At 60.0% G+C, this 12,825-nt stretch carries 16 protein-coding genes; 7 read left to right on the top strand and 9 right to left on the bottom strand.

Annotation, left to right across the window (positions count from 1 at the left end; all coding sequences use genetic code 11):
* Positions 1 to 62 precede the first annotated feature (62 nt).
* Positions 63 to 650, top strand: a complete 588-nt coding sequence (locus ACWKV4_RS15620; protein WP_483832998.1) for a TMEM165/GDT1 family protein — start codon at positions 63 to 65, stop codon at positions 648 to 650.
* A 146-nt stretch (positions 651 to 796) separates the two neighbouring features.
* Complete coding sequence (locus ACWKV4_RS15615) at positions 797 to 1,501, top strand: tellurite resistance TerB family protein (protein WP_483832997.1); 705 nt, start codon at positions 797 to 799, stop codon at positions 1,499 to 1,501.
* Between the two features lie 73 nt (positions 1,502 to 1,574).
* On the opposite strand, the gene ACWKV4_RS15610 is transcribed toward ACWKV4_RS15615, so the two are convergent.
* From ACWKV4_RS15610 to ACWKV4_RS15595, 4 genes are all read right to left on the bottom strand, one after another.
* The gene (locus tag ACWKV4_RS15610) at positions 1,575 to 2,396 is read right to left on the bottom strand and encodes a M48 family metallopeptidase (RefSeq protein ID WP_483832996.1); all 822 of its coding nucleotides are present in this window, start codon (positions 2,394 to 2,396) and stop codon (positions 1,575 to 1,577) included.
* A 232-nt stretch (positions 2,397 to 2,628) separates the two neighbouring features.
* The gene (locus tag ACWKV4_RS15605; RefSeq protein WP_483832995.1) at positions 2,629 to 3,249 is read right to left on the bottom strand and encodes an SOS response-associated peptidase; all 621 of its coding nucleotides are present in this window, start codon (positions 3,247 to 3,249) and stop codon (positions 2,629 to 2,631) included.
* A gap of 15 nt (positions 3,250 to 3,264) precedes the next feature.
* Entirely contained in the window at positions 3,265 to 3,525 is a 261-nt protein-coding gene (locus ACWKV4_RS15600; protein WP_483832994.1) for a putative signal transducing protein, read from the bottom strand.
* Complete coding sequence (locus ACWKV4_RS15595) at positions 3,525 to 3,707, bottom strand: CPXCG motif-containing cysteine-rich protein (protein WP_483832993.1); 183 nt, start codon at positions 3,705 to 3,707, stop codon at positions 3,525 to 3,527. Before ACWKV4_RS15595 ends, ACWKV4_RS15600 begins: the two co-directional genes overlap by 1 nt.
* Before the next feature lie 74 nt (positions 3,708 to 3,781).
* On the opposite strand from ACWKV4_RS15595, the gene ACWKV4_RS15590 reads away from it, so the two are divergent.
* Positions 3,782 to 4,951 (top strand): 1-acyl-sn-glycerol-3-phosphate acyltransferase, encoded by a 1,170-nt coding sequence (locus tag ACWKV4_RS15590; RefSeq protein WP_483832992.1) that lies wholly within the window; start codon positions 3,782 to 3,784, stop codon positions 4,949 to 4,951.
* Positions 4,952 to 5,031: 80 nt separating this feature from the next.
* On the top strand, positions 5,032 to 5,238 hold the full coding sequence (locus tag ACWKV4_RS15585; RefSeq protein ID WP_483832991.1) for a hypothetical protein: 207 nt from the start codon (positions 5,032 to 5,034) through the stop codon (positions 5,236 to 5,238).
* A 91-nt stretch (positions 5,239 to 5,329) separates the two neighbouring features.
* Here the strand turns inward: ACWKV4_RS15585 and ACWKV4_RS15580 are convergent, their stop codons facing one another.
* Complete coding sequence (locus tag ACWKV4_RS15580) at positions 5,330 to 5,917, bottom strand: YajG family lipoprotein (protein WP_483832990.1); 588 nt, start codon at positions 5,915 to 5,917, stop codon at positions 5,330 to 5,332.
* A 738-nt stretch (positions 5,918 to 6,655) separates the two neighbouring features.
* On the opposite strand from ACWKV4_RS15580, the gene mqo reads away from it, so the two are divergent.
* Positions 6,656 to 8,194 carry a malate dehydrogenase (quinone) gene (gene mqo / locus ACWKV4_RS15575; protein ID WP_483832989.1) on the top strand — a complete coding sequence of 513 codons (1,539 nt, stop codon included), beginning with the start codon at positions 6,656 to 6,658 and terminating at the stop codon, positions 8,192 to 8,194.
* A gap of 23 nt (positions 8,195 to 8,217) precedes the next feature.
* Here the strand turns inward: mqo and ACWKV4_RS15570 are convergent, their stop codons facing one another.
* The 3 genes from ACWKV4_RS15570 to ACWKV4_RS15560 form a co-directional block, all read right to left on the bottom strand.
* Positions 8,218 to 8,511: a PA4642 family protein gene (locus ACWKV4_RS15570; RefSeq protein ID WP_483832988.1), complete on the bottom strand. Its 294-nt coding sequence runs from the start codon at positions 8,509 to 8,511 to the stop codon at positions 8,218 to 8,220.
* Between the two features lie 60 nt (positions 8,512 to 8,571).
* Positions 8,572 to 9,045: a hypothetical protein gene (locus ACWKV4_RS15565; protein ID WP_483832987.1), complete on the bottom strand. Its 474-nt coding sequence runs from the start codon at positions 9,043 to 9,045 to the stop codon at positions 8,572 to 8,574.
* Between the two features lie 69 nt (positions 9,046 to 9,114).
* On the bottom strand, positions 9,115 to 9,672 hold the full coding sequence (locus ACWKV4_RS15560) for a hypoxanthine-guanine phosphoribosyltransferase (RefSeq protein WP_483832986.1): 558 nt from the start codon (positions 9,670 to 9,672) through the stop codon (positions 9,115 to 9,117).
* Between the two features lie 151 nt (positions 9,673 to 9,823).
* On the opposite strand from ACWKV4_RS15560, the gene upp reads away from it, so the two are divergent.
* Positions 9,824 to 10,462, top strand: coding sequence for a uracil phosphoribosyltransferase (gene upp, locus ACWKV4_RS15555; protein WP_483832985.1), 639 nt, complete (start codon positions 9,824 to 9,826; stop codon positions 10,460 to 10,462).
* A 1-nt stretch (position 10,463) separates the two neighbouring features.
* Positions 10,464 to 11,711, top strand: a complete 1,248-nt coding sequence (locus ACWKV4_RS15550; protein ID WP_483832984.1) for a uracil-xanthine permease family protein — start codon at positions 10,464 to 10,466, stop codon at positions 11,709 to 11,711.
* Positions 11,712 to 11,798: 87 nt separating this feature from the next.
* Here the strand turns inward: ACWKV4_RS15550 and hemH are convergent, their stop codons facing one another.
* Positions 11,799 to 12,821 (bottom strand): ferrochelatase, encoded by a 1,023-nt coding sequence (hemH, locus tag ACWKV4_RS15545; protein ID WP_483832983.1) that lies wholly within the window; start codon positions 12,819 to 12,821, stop codon positions 11,799 to 11,801.
* Positions 12,822 to 12,825 lie beyond the last annotated feature (4 nt).

Genomic DNA, 12,825 nt, shown 5'->3' with positions numbered 1-12,825 from the left:
TACCCGGGGCGGGAAGGTAGTACGTGTCATAGCCGTGTTGACCCGCCCCTGTAGGTAGCCTGATGCTCGAATCTCTGCTTGTCCCCACCGGGGTAGTAGCCCTCGCCGAAATCGGTGACAAGACCCAACTGTTGGCGCTTATTCTGGCTGCGCGCTTCCGCAAGCCATGGCCCATCATCGCCGGCATCATCGCTGCCACCTTGGCCAACCATGCCGCTGCCGGGGCCGTGGGCGCGCTGGTCAGCAACTACCTGTCGCAAACCGTGCTGCATTGGATTCTGGCCGCCAGCTTCACCGGCACCGCGCTGTGGACCCTGGTGCCCGACAAGATCGACGACGATGAAACGCGTACTGGCAAGGCCTACGGGCCGTTCGTGACTACGCTTATCGCGTTCTTCCTGGCCGAGATCGGCGACAAGACCCAGGTCGCTACCGTGATGCTGGCGGCCCAGTACCCTCACCTGCTATGGGTAATCATCGGCACCACCTTAGGCATGCTGGCCGCGAACGTGCCTGTGGTGTTGGCGGGTAATTTTGCCGCAGACAAACTGCCTCTGACCTTGATCCGCCGGCTTGCGGCCTTATCGTTCTTCGTACTGGCGGCGTTCGCCGTGTACGAAGCCATGAAGGTCAGCGGCTGGGTGGGTTGAGGGTTAGCGGGCCTGCCACGGGCTGCGAGCAGCCTTGATTATGCGGCATCTTGCGTGCAACAACCGGGGCGGGTCGAGGGTCAAGACGTTAAGTCAATGGCGACGAAGGTTTGCCATTTCCTATTTCCTGCCCTCGGACATCGCATATGAATACCAGTGATTTACTTGAACAGTTGCTACGCCGCGGCCAAGCCTCTGGGGCTGGCAGCACCAAAGGTGTGGGTGGCCTCGGTGGCCTGCTTGGTGGTTTATTGGGTGGCAGTGCCCCTGGCGCCAGCGCAGGGGGGCTTGGGGGTGGCCTTGGCGGGTTAGGCGGCCTGTTGGGCGGCTTGCTCGGCGGCGCGACAGGCGCGCAACGCCGCCCTGGTGGAAAATATGCCGCCTTGGCGTCGCTGGGCATGATGGCGTTCCAAGCTTATCAGGCCTGGCAACGCCAGCAGCCGGCGGCCGCGCAGCAGGCCGTTAGCACTATTGATACCCTGGAAGGGCCTGCCGCCGAAGTCCACAGTAAGGCCATCCTGCTCGCCCTGATTGCCGCCGCCAAGGCCGACGGCAAGATCGACGCCCAAGAGCAGCAACAGATTTCGGCGCAAATCAACAAGCAAGGTGACGACCCTGAGTTGCAACGCTGGCTGGAAGCAGAAGTGGCCAAACCGTTGAGCGCAGCTGACGTTGCGCAATACGCCACCGAGCCTGGTATCGCCTCAGAAATGTACCTGGCTAGTGTGTTGGTAGTAGACAACCAGCAGCCCGCCGAACGCGCCTACCTGGACCAGCTAGCCACCGCATTGGGCTTGGAGCCTCAGTTAAAGGCGCATTTGGAGCAACAGGCCAAGGGCGCTGTGGCATAACCCCTTGGGGCTTTCCGGGTTTTACCACGGGCAGTTTGCCCCAGGCACAGGCCTGTGGGCGCACCCTCTCTTTTTAGCCCTTCTTCGCCGCCTGATACAAAGGTTGCACCTTTGGAATGGCCGCCTGCAACGCGGCGATGCGGTGCGTACTGGAGGGGTGGGTGCTGGTAAACTCTGGCGGCGCGCTACCGGCTTCGGCGGCGGTCATCTTGTTCCATAGGCTGATCGCTGCATTGGGGTCAAAGCCTGCGCGGGCCGCCAGCTCCAGGCCTATCAGATCGGCTTCGTTTTCGTTGGCTCGGCTGTTAGGCAGGGTGAGGCTATAGTTCACCACGGTATCGGCCAATTGAAGGCTGTCCTGGCCTAGGCCCAACAGGGCACCAGCACCCGTGCGAGCCATCTGAATGCCATAGGCTTTGGACATGGCCTCTCGACCATGTTCGCGCAGGGCATGGGCGATCTCATGGCCCATGACCGCAGCCAGTTCGTCATCGGTCAGCTTGAGGGTATCAATCAGCCCGGTATAAACGATGATCTTGCCGCCAGGCCCGCAGTTGGCGTTAAGGTCATCACTTTTGATCAGGTTCACTTCCCACTTCCACTGGGCTGAGTCGGGGCGCAGCTTGGGCGCCTGGGCGATTAGCCGGTCGGCAATGGCCTTCACCCGCTTGGCTTCGGCGCTGGTGCTGTCGAGCACGCCTTTGCCGGATGCCTCTGTCAGGGTTTGTTGATAGGACTGGGCGTACATCTGGTTGACTTCATCGGTCGACAGCATGCTGAACATGTACTGCTTGCGCTCCACGCCCACGGCATCGCCGCTGGTGGTGTTGACGGCCTGACAGCCCGAAAGAAGCAAGCTGGCGGTAATGGCCAAGGTGGCGAACGGCTTACGCATGGGAGGTTCCTGTGGTTTTGCAGGTGGCCAATGCTAGCAGTTCCGTAACGGGGCAGACACAAGGCCCGATGTTATGCTTCTTGTAGCAGCTCAGCTTGCTGGCGACCGGCGGCGCCACGGTAGTGAACCCGCCGCGGGCAAGCCCTGCTGCTACAAGGTATATAGCTTCACTTGCCGAGGGAGGGCCAAGGCGGTATTTACCGGCCGGCAAGCATGGAGTCACCAGCAGTCATCAAGCCGGCGTGAGGCACTCGGGTGCGTTGAGCTTTGGGTCGTTGACCAGGTTGGCAAGGGGGCGTTCGAGCAGCGCGGCGGGTGGCTGGGCCAGTAGGGAGTGGAGCAACGGCAACGGCGTGGAAAGGTCCAGCCAGGTGGCCTGGGCAGTGGCATCAAGGATCAGCGGGCGCCGTTGACTGGCCGCGGCCTGGGTAACGATGGCCATGCTTAGCCACACTTGCTCCTGTACCGGAAAAGCCTCCCATACCGCCGCGAAATACAGGAATGACCCTTGGGCCGGGGTGAGCCAATAGGGCCGCTTGCGCACCCCACCGCGCCATTCGTAAAACCCATTGGCAGGTATCAGGCACCGCCGGGCCGCGAACGGCTCACGGAACATCGGCTGCTCGACCAAGGTTTCGGCCCGGGCATGATAAGGGGTGCGGGAAAGGTCGGTGAGCCAGGGCGGAGTCAGGCCCCAGCGGGCCTTGGCCAATTCACGCTTGCCGGCTTCCTGACGCTCGATCAGTACCTGCTGGCCTGGGCAAATATTCCATTGCGCCCGTTGCTCCGTGGGGAACCCCGGTAACGCGGCGAAGGCCGGGGCCCAACGAAACAACGCATAACGACCGCACATGAACGATAACTCCGGCTAGCACAGCAAACTGCCTGGGTAGCTATCCGGCTCGTCGGCCGGCAGCACAGAAGCAGCATTGTACGCGCCGATCAGCGCCCACGCGCGCTCAGCCTGCTCATCGGGCACTTGCAAGCCCAGCAAACCCAAGGCAGGTAGCTCACCCACGCCCCCTACCAAGTGCCGCCCACTCAGGTGCGCGGTGATACCCTCGCTGGCCAGCATGCTTAGCAGCAGCTCAGCTTCCAATAGGCTTTCCGGCTCGTAGACTCTGCGCATCAGTCATTCTCGCTACGCACGTCTAGCGTCCATTGATTTCCGTCTGTGGTGAGGCTAAACACCAATGGGCGGCAGCACACCGGGCAATCCTCTATATAGTCTTGATCCCCCGCGGAGAGGTCCAGCACGGCTTCTACCGGTTCGCCACAGCATGGGCATTGATATCGCTCGGTTTCCAGCATCAGGCTACCCCTGCAAGTTATGCGTATAATGCTGCGTTTGTTTATAACCCTAGTCGTTTCCAACAAGAGAGCATATGGGCGAATTCGATACCATCCGGCCCTACGATGATTCCGAGGTCAAGGCCGTTCTGCATCGCCTGCTGGCAGACCCGGCGTTTCTCGATATTCTCATCCGCTTTCGGTTCCCGCGCTTTGCCGGGGCACTGGGGTGGGCGTTGCGACCGTTGATCGCGCGCAAGTTGCGTCATCAATTCACGGGCATCGAAAGCGTGGCCGCCTTGCAAGACAAGGTCGAGTTCTACGTGGACCACACCATCGAACGCGCTACCGACGGCGTGACTTACACCGGCGTAGAGCAACTCCAACACGGTAAGGCCTACTTGCTACTGGCCAATCACCGGGACATCGTGATGGACCCGGCCTTCGTCAACTACGCGGTGTATCACGCCGGCTTGACCACGCCGCGCATCGCCATTGGCGACAACCTGCTGCAAAAGCCTTTCGTCAGCGACCTGATGCGTTTGAACAAGAGCTTTATCGTGCACCGTTCCATCAGCGGGCGGCGTGAAAAGCTTGCGGCGTACCAATTGCTGTCAGCTTATATCAACCACTCCATCCGCACCGATTGCCAGTCCATCTGGATCGCCCAGGCCGAGGGGCGCGCCAAGGACGGCGACGACCGCACGGATTCCGCCATCCTCAAAATGTTCCATATGAGCCGCAAGGATGAACCCTTTGGCGAGGTAATCCAGTCGCTCAACCTGACGCCGGTGTCCATTAGCTACGAATACGACCCCTGCGACCTGGCCAAGGCCAGGGAGCTGTATATTCGGGCAACCACTGGAGGCTATGTAAAAGCCGAGGGTGAAGATGACATCAGCATCGCCCAAGGCATCACCGGCTATAAGGGCCGGGTACACATCAACTTTGCCCCACCGGTAACCGAGGCGTTCGCCGACGCAAGGCTGTTAGCGGCCGAGATCGACCGCCGTGTACTGCTGGGGTACCGGTTGTTCCCCGCGCACTACCTGGCGTACGCCCAATGGGAAGGTGCGGATGCCGACCTGGCGGTACCGATTGCCCCGCAACTGTTCGGCACTGATGAGTTGGACAAAGCACAAGCTGAATGGGAGCGACGGTTGGAAGCCTGTCCCGTGGAACATCGCCCCTGGTTGATCGCGCAGTATGCTTGCCCCGTACGCAACCAATACCGGATCAAAGCAGGCCTACCGCTCGGCGATTGAATGCAGCCTGTAATACCCAAGTCATAAAGGCACGTCAGGCTGTGCGCCCACATCAAGCGCACAGTTCGACGGAGCCCGGCATGCTGCACGCCAATAATCAGGATCGCCTTTACCTCATCACCCCCAGTGACGAGCAGCAAGCCCTTATCGATGGCTTCGCGGTCAACGTACAGGATCAAAACTGGCTGGTGTATTGCGCCCTGGGCGGGCATCAGCATATCCATTGGCCGGAGCTGGATGCCGCCACAGGTATCAGTTTGCTGGATTGGCAGATCGAAGCGGCGTGAGAGCCCGGTCGCGAGCAAGCTCGGCTGCTACGGGGAAAGCAGGGACCGTAGCAGCAAGGCTTGCCTGCGACGGGCAGGTAGCCGTATGAGCTTATTGCTGCGCTAGCTTTTGCCCGATGGTTGGGTCTTTGAACAGGCGGGTCAGGCCGTCGCTAAGCACGTCGCTCACCAACTTGGTGTTGGTGTCCTGGTTCGGCGCCATGCCGAAGCGCTGGTTCAGGGAAGCGCTGTAACGCCCGCTGTAGCGGCCTGCCGAGTTTTGCACGTCGGCCCGGAAGGTGGCGCCGATGGTAGCTTCGGTAACGTACATTTTATCCTTGGGCGACTGGTACTTAAGGTCGGTCAAGGTCACTGTCAGCTGCGGTGCGTTAGAGGCACCAGCGCTTGGGGTAAAGCCCAGCAAGCGCAAGGCGGCTTCGGCCTGGGCTTGCAACTTGGGCAACACATCGGCCCCGTTTACCGAAATGGCGCTGGTTTCCGGATACAGCCCACCGCGGGTGCCCAGGGTTGGCGAGGAACGGCCATCCACGACCCGAACCACTACTGGCTGCCCCTGCCCTATCGGCGCCAGTTGTTCGGTAATCTTGGGCTGCGGATCAAGTTGCTGAGGGCTATTGGCACAACCTGTCAGAGCCAGAGCGGACGCTGCGATCAAACCAAACAACACGCGTGGCAACATGCGCGAATCTCCAAAAGAGTGACGAAACGGCAGTATAACGGAACGCCAGCCCTGGCTCACTAAAATGGGCAAGGTGCCCAACGAAGTGCGCTTAAGCCGGCCTGAAAACGATTCTGTTCAGACATCGCGCAAGAATTGCCGGTTCCAGGAGCATTTTCCCTGGTTAGGCCGCTATAATCTGGCCCCGATTATAAGGACGTCTCCTGATCGGGCCCTGCAGCCTTGCCGACTCAACGTGTCGATACATGCCGCGCCGGCGGAGAGACCTCCATCAAGGTCGGCGGCGTGGTGTATGTATACCTCTTCCGCCTGGCCTCGAGGCTCGCCAACTGCCGTGGCGGCGAACCTCCCTTTGAGGTTTACGGCTCCAAAAGAGCGTGAAAAACACCGGTTTTCACAACTTCACGAGAGTATGGCGAGCAAAACATGAATAACATTGCGTCAACAAAAGCCGACACGTACCCATTTCAGTCATTACGCCAAGCCCTTACTGTAGAAAGCAGAACGCGCGGCCGTTGATCTCATCGCCCCGCTCTAGCTTCGACCATAGGTCTATTGCCCATTACCCGCGCTCATGCGTTCATGGGCATACCCTCGGGGCTCGGGCACGAGGCGGCGCGAACGCAGAAAAATCGGCCAAGGCGGTCCATTGGCGCCATTTTACTCGCTTGACCGCGAGTTGCGGAGCATGATGGATCCTGGCTGTCTATTTGATGCAGAAGATTTGGAGATGCGTTAATGGCGCAGAACGAAGCAGTCGACGTGGTCCTGGTTGGGGCGGGCATCATGAGTGCCACCCTGGCGGTGTTGCTCAAAGAGCTCGATCCCACGCTGCGGCTGGAAGTAGTAGAAGCAATGGACTCCGGTGCGGCGGAGAGCTCCAACCCTTGGAACAATGCCGGTACCGGCCATGCGGGCCTGTGTGAACTCAATTACACGCCCCAGGCGGCGGATGGCTCCATTGACATCAAGAAAGCCGTGCAGATCAACACGCAGTTCGAGGTATCCAAACAGTTCTGGGCCTACCTTACTCAAAAAGGTGCGATCAGCTCGCCCAAGGCGTTCATCAACCCCATACCTCACCTGAGCTATGTCGCCGAAGCCGGTATTCCCTTCCTCAAAAAGCGCTTCGAAAGCCTCAAGCCCCACCATGCCTTCGCGGACATGGAGTACACCGAAGACCACGCCACCCTGGTGGACTGGATGCCTTTGATGATGGACGGGCGCCCCAGCACTGAGCGCTTGGCCGCTACTCGCGTGGCCAAGGGCACGGACGTTAACTTCGGCGCTTTGACCAACCAGTTGTTGGGGCACCTGGCAAGCTCTGGCAATGGCCAGGTCAGGTACGCCAAGAAGGTTACCGGCCTGCGCCGACGTAACGGCGGCTGGACCGTCGATATCAAGGACTCCCATACCGGCGCAACCCGTCAATTGGACGCGCGGTTTGTGTTCCTCGGCGCCGGCGGCGCGGCCCTGCCCTTGCTGCAGATGTCCGGCATCGACGAAAGCAAAGGCTTTGGCGGCTTCCCGGTTAGCGGCCAGTGGCTACGCTGCGACAACCCCGACATCGTCAACCGTCACCAGGCCAAGGTCTACAGCCAGGCGGCAGTGGGGTCTCCACCCATGTCTGTTCCGCACTTGGACACGCGCGTGGTGGACGGCAAAACATCGCTGCTGTTCGGGCCGTATGCGGGCTTCACCACCAAGTTCCTCAAACACGGCTCGCTGTTGGACCTACCACTGTCGGTGCGCGCTGGGAATATCGGCCCGATGCTAGCGGTCGCACGAGATAACATGGACCTAACCCGCTACCTGATGAGCGAGGTGATGCAGTCCATGGAGCAACGCCTGGATGCGCTGCGCCGCTTCTATCCGGAGGCCAAGGCCGAGGATTGGCGCCTGGAAGTGGCCGGTCAGCGGGTGCAGATCATCAAGAAAGACCCGAAAAAAGGCGGCGTGCTGCAATTCGGCACCGAGTTGGTATCGGCCAAGGATGGTTCGCTCGCGGCCCTGTTGGGCGCCAGCCCAGGGGCATCGGTAACGGTATCGATCATGCTTGAACTCATCGAACGCTGTTTCCCAGAGCAATACCGCTCCGAAGCCTGGACGGCAAAGCTCAAGGAAATCTTCCCTGCGCGGGAAAAAGCGCTGGCCGCGGATGCCAACCTTTACCGGAAAGTGTTCGATCACAACAATACACAGTTGGAACTGGTGCCTGCGCCAGGCGCTACGTTTGCGCCTAGTCGTGAATGGGTGCCTGGTTTGATTCGCGAGTAAGCCTGGCGAGTGGCTAGCCGGGCTCAGGCCTGGGCGGTCGCTCGCTCAATGATTTCGATGTAATCCTGAGCATTGCGCTGGTCTTTGATCTGCGCAATGAAATCCTCTCCTTGAGCGTTCGTAGCCTTCACGTCATAGCCGGCTTCGACGAAGAATGTTACGAAGCGCTCGAAGTCATCTACCCGCAAACCTCGGTAAGCCTTGACCAGCTTGTGCAAGGACGCGGGGGTATCGTCGGCGGGCTCGACGGCCAAAAACAGTTTGATCTGTTCGTCGCCGATCTCGTCACCAATGATCTGCTTCTTGTCTTTACGCATGTGTCTGCACCTTGTAAATAACCCGAGGAGTGGCAGTTTACTCTGCCCGCTCCCCCGCGCTCAACGCGCCTTGATCCCCGCAGTGTGAAGGTCTGCCCAAACGTGGCCGTTGGCGTAGGTCAGGTACTGCACATATACCCGGTCATTGCGCAGCATATCCATCAGTACGCGGTATTGGTTCAGTGGGTAGGTAAGCGACAGCGTGCCTTGCGCTTCATCCAAGGTAGGCCGCTTGAGGCTTTTGCTTTCCGCATCGAAGGTAATCACTACTTGGGTAACCGTTGCGCCCTTGCTCAGTGATTTACCTGTAAGCCGAAGGGTGACTGGCGCCGTTACCGGAATCGGCTGCTGATTGCTAAGCCGCTGGTTGCCCGCAATCACGGAAAACTCGGTGACCTGCAATAAGTGCTGTTGCTCTACGTTGCCATCACGCAGGCCCTGCTCATCGGGAGGCAGGTACTGGTCATGCAGGGGAGCAGCGGCGATTGGCAGTGAACAGGCAAGCAGTATCAGGGCTGGGAGAACTAGGCGCATGGCGGGCTCCAGAATGGACCCGCCACTGTACCACCCCTTTTAGGGCGTCAGATGCTTGGCAAGAAAGGCTTACAGGCCTTTTACGGCGTAGATGCCAGCCGCATTGCGCCAGTAGCCCTTGTAATCCATGCCGTAGCCGAAGATAAAGCGGTCCACGCACGGCAGGCCAACGAAGTCCGCTTTTAGATCCGGGCTGGCTTTACGGTCGTGCTGCTTGTCGATCAGCACCGCGGTGTGCACCGCGCGTGCACCAGCATGGTGGCAGAAGTCCATGATGGCGCTAAGGGTATGGCCTTCATCAAGGATGTCATCAATGATCAGCACATCACGGTCGATGAAAGATATTTCAGGCTTGGCCTTCCAGAACAAGTCGCCGCCACGGGTCTCGTTGCGATAACGCGTCGCATGGAGGTAGCTAGCCTCCAATGGAAAATTCAAGTGGGTCAGCAGTTTGCCAGCGAAAATCAGGCCGCCGTTCATCACGCAGAACACGACTGGGTTGCGTTCGGCCAGCTGTTCACAGACCTGTTCGCCAACACGGGCAATGGCAGCCTCTACCTCGGCATCGGTGTAAAGGCAATCGGCCTCGCGCATGACTTGACGGATGTGCTCGAGATCAGCGGACATGGCGCTCTCCATGGGGGTGCGGGTAAAAGGCGGCAAAGGTACGCACCCAGGCGCACCGAATCAAGCGTTTCTGGACTAACGTCCAGACAGCAAGCGGTGGATGCATTACTCTACCGCGCATTTTTCTGACCGTCCCTGGAGCCGTAATCCCATGCCTGTTCGCGAAATTCGCCACCCATTGATCCGCCACAAGCTTGGCTTGATGCGCAGAGCCGATATCAGCACCAAAAACTTTCGCGAACTCGCCCAAGAAGTCGCGGCCCTGCTGACCTACGAGGCCACCAAAGACCTGCCGCTGGAAACCTATGAAATCGACGGTTGGTGTGGTGCTGTTCAGGTTGAGAAGATCGCTGGCAAGAAAATCACAGTGGTGCCTATCCTGCGTGCCGGTATCGGCATGCTCGATGGCGTACTGAGTTTGATCCCTGGGGCTAAGGTCAGCGCCGTAGGCGTAGCCCGCAACGAAGAAACCCTGCAGGCCCATACCTATCTGGAAAAACTGGTCACCGGTATCGAGTCACGCCTGGCCATGATCATCGACCCGATGCTGGCCACAGGTAGCTCCATGGTCGCCACCATCGACCTGCTGAAGAAAGCCGGTTGCCGGGACATCCGAGCCATGGTGTTGGTCGCGGCCCCCGAGGGCATCGCCGCGGTGGAGCAAGCGCACCCGGATGTGCAGATCTACACCGCGTCCATTGACCAGAAGCTTAACGAGCACGGCTATATCATCCCTGGCCTGGGCGACGCGGGCGATAAGATCTTCGGCACCAAGCAGAAGGACGCCTAGCATGCGGGACGAGTTTAACGAGCCCCTATGGCGGCAGGTGCTGTCTGGGGCGCAGATGCTGTTCGTGGCCTTCGGCGCCTTGGTGCTGATGCCACTGATCACCGGCCTGGACCCTAACGTGGCGCTGTTCACCGCAGGGCTTGGGACCTTGCTGTTCCAATGGGTGACGGGGCGCCAGGTACCGGTGTTCCTGGCCTCCAGCTTTGCCTTTATCACGCCGATCATCCTGGCCAAGGGGCAGTTCGGCCTGGCGGCAACCATGGGCGGGGTAATGGCTGCAGGTTTTGTGTACACCTTTCTGGGGCTGGCGGTGAAGGTCAAGGGCACCGGATTTATCGACCGCTTGCTGCCGCCGGTGGTGATCGGCCCGGTGATCATTGCCATTGGCCTGGCCATGGCCCCTATCGCCGCCAACATGGCCATGGGCAAGTCCGGCGACGGCGCGCAGCTGATCCCCTATAACACCGCCATGCTTATCTCCATGCCTGCCCTGCTCACCACCTTGATCGTGGCAGTGTTTGGCCGGGGTATTTTCCGCCTGGTGCCTATCATCGCCGGCGTGCTGATGGGGTTTATCCTGTCGTTCTGGTTCGGGGTGGTGGATACCGCTCACATCGCCGCCGCGCCCTGGCTGAGCCTGCCGCACTTCACGGCGCCCGAATTCAATCCGCAGGCGATTCTGTTTATCGTGCCTGTGGCTTTGGCACCGGCAATCGAGCATATCGGTGGGGTAATCGCAGTGGGCAGCGTGACCGGCAAAGATTATTTGCGCACACCAGGCCTGCATCGCACGTTGCTGGGTGATGGCATTGCCACCACCGCGGCAGGCTTGTTCGGCGGGCCACCCAACACCACCTATGCCGAGGTCACGGGCGCGGTGATGCTGACGAAGAACTACAACCCCAAGATCATGACCTGGGCGGCAGTTTTTGCGATCAGCCTGGCGTTTATCGGCAAGTTCGGGGCGTTGTTGCAAAGCATTCCGGTGCCGGTAATGGGTGGGATTCTCTGCCTGCTGTTCGGCTCGATTGCAGCGGTGGGCATGAATACGTTGATTCGCCACCAAGTGGACCTGAGCGAGGCGCGTAACCTGGTGATTGTGTCAGTAACGCTGGTATTCGGCATCGGCGGCGTACTGGTCGCCACCGGGCCAGGGCCCAGCGACTTTGGGCTCAAAGGCATTGCCCTCTGCGCCTTGGTAGCCATTGCGCTGAACCTGTTGCTGCCCAAGCCTCGGGTAAAGGCGTAGCACACCAGCCTGTAGCAGCTGGCCTTGGCCGCGACGGGCATCGCGCAAGCCTTGTCGCGGCCAAGGCCAGCTGTTACGACGGGGGCGCTACGCAGGCAGCGTTTCACACAGCTCGGTCAAGGCATCGGCCCACTGGGCGTTATCGTTCAGGCAAGGTACCAGCACCAGCTCCTCGCCCCCGGCCTCGCGGAATTGTTCCGCACCGCGAATACCGATTTCCTCCAGGGTTTCGATGCAGTCGGCAACGAATGCCGGGCACATCACCAGCAGGCGCTTGACGCCTCGGGCGGCCAAAGCATTGAGGGTAGGTTCCGTATAGGGCTCGATCCACTTGTTCTTGCCCAGGCGCGACTGGAAGGCCACCGACCACTTGCCATCGGGTAACCCCATACGCTCGGCGAACATCTGGGCGACCCGAATGCACTGCCCGCGGTAGCACACCGCACGTTCTGCCGCGCTGGCATTGCGGCAACAGTCAGCGTCCCTAAGACTATGCTTGCTGCCCTTGGGTAGAAGCTTCTTGATGTGGCTTTCCGGCAGACCATGGAAGCTCAGCAGCAGGTGATCGAAATCGTGTTCCAACCAAGGCTGGGCGCTGGCGACCAAGGCATCCAGGTATTGAGGCTGGTCGTAGAACGGCGGCAACACCCGCAATTTAAGATTCAGGCGCTCCTCTTTGACCACGCGGGTGGCTTGCTCCACGGCGGTGGTGACTGTGCTGTCCGCGAATTGCGGGTACAAAGGCGCCAGGGTCACGGTTTCAACGCCGCGGGTAATCAGGCCGCGCAGCGTGGCTTCGATGGAAGGCTCGCCATAGCGCATTGCAATTTCCACCGGCCCATAGGGCCAGCGCGTGGCCATTTGTGCCTGCAGACGGCGCGTCAGTTCTACCAGGGGTGAGCCCTGCTCCCACCAGATCGAGGCATAGGCGTGAGCGGATTGCTCAGGCCGCTTGATCAGGATCAGCGACACCAACAGCCGGCGCAGGGGCCAGGGTATGTCAATGACGTAAGGGTCCATCAGGAACTGATTGAGGTAGCGCCGCACCGCTTCGACTTCAGGCGAAGCTGGGGAACCCAGGTTGATCAACAGCAGTGCGTGAGTGGTCATGCAT

This window comes from Pseudomonas artemisiae (assembly GCF_057128685.1).
The sequence above is the reverse complement of the archived record's forward strand: the minus strand, read 5'-3'. Positions and strand labels throughout refer to the sequence as shown.

Bases quoted from the DNA above. Each gene is read 5' to 3' on its own strand.
- ACWKV4_RS15620 (WP_483832998.1), top strand. From the start codon at position 63: ATGCTCGAATCTCTGCTTGTCCCCACCGGGGTAGTAGCCCTCGCCGAA.
- ACWKV4_RS15615 (WP_483832997.1), top strand. From the start codon at position 797: ATGAATACCAGTGATTTACTTGAACAGTTGCTACGCCGCGGCCAAGCC.
- ACWKV4_RS15610 (WP_483832996.1), bottom strand. From the start codon at position 2,396: ATGCGTAAGCCGTTCGCCACCTTGGCCATTACCGCCAGCTTGCTTCTT.
- ACWKV4_RS15605 (WP_483832995.1), bottom strand. From the start codon at position 3,249: ATGTGCGGTCGTTATGCGTTGTTTCGTTGGGCCCCGGCCTTCGCCGCG.
- ACWKV4_RS15600 (WP_483832994.1), bottom strand. From the start codon at position 3,525: ATGCGCAGAGTCTACGAGCCGGAAAGCCTATTGGAAGCTGAGCTGCTG.
- ACWKV4_RS15595 (WP_483832993.1), bottom strand. From the start codon at position 3,707: ATGCTGGAAACCGAGCGATATCAATGCCCATGCTGTGGCGAACCGGTA.
- ACWKV4_RS15590 (WP_483832992.1), top strand. From the start codon at position 3,782: ATGGGCGAATTCGATACCATCCGGCCCTACGATGATTCCGAGGTCAAG.
- ACWKV4_RS15585 (WP_483832991.1), top strand. From the start codon at position 5,032: ATGCTGCACGCCAATAATCAGGATCGCCTTTACCTCATCACCCCCAGT.
- ACWKV4_RS15580 (WP_483832990.1), bottom strand. From the start codon at position 5,917: ATGTTGCCACGCGTGTTGTTTGGTTTGATCGCAGCGTCCGCTCTGGCT.
- mqo (WP_483832989.1), top strand. From the start codon at position 6,656: ATGGCGCAGAACGAAGCAGTCGACGTGGTCCTGGTTGGGGCGGGCATC.
- ACWKV4_RS15570 (WP_483832988.1), bottom strand. From the start codon at position 8,511: ATGCGTAAAGACAAGAAGCAGATCATTGGTGACGAGATCGGCGACGAA.
- ACWKV4_RS15565 (WP_483832987.1), bottom strand. From the start codon at position 9,045: ATGCGCCTAGTTCTCCCAGCCCTGATACTGCTTGCCTGTTCACTGCCA.
- ACWKV4_RS15560 (WP_483832986.1), bottom strand. From the start codon at position 9,672: ATGTCCGCTGATCTCGAGCACATCCGTCAAGTCATGCGCGAGGCCGAT.
- upp (WP_483832985.1), top strand. From the start codon at position 9,824: ATGCCTGTTCGCGAAATTCGCCACCCATTGATCCGCCACAAGCTTGGC.
- ACWKV4_RS15550 (WP_483832984.1), top strand. From the start codon at position 10,464: ATGCGGGACGAGTTTAACGAGCCCCTATGGCGGCAGGTGCTGTCTGGG.
- hemH (WP_483832983.1), bottom strand. From the start codon at position 12,821: ATGACCACTCACGCACTGCTGTTGATCAACCTGGGTTCCCCAGCTTCG.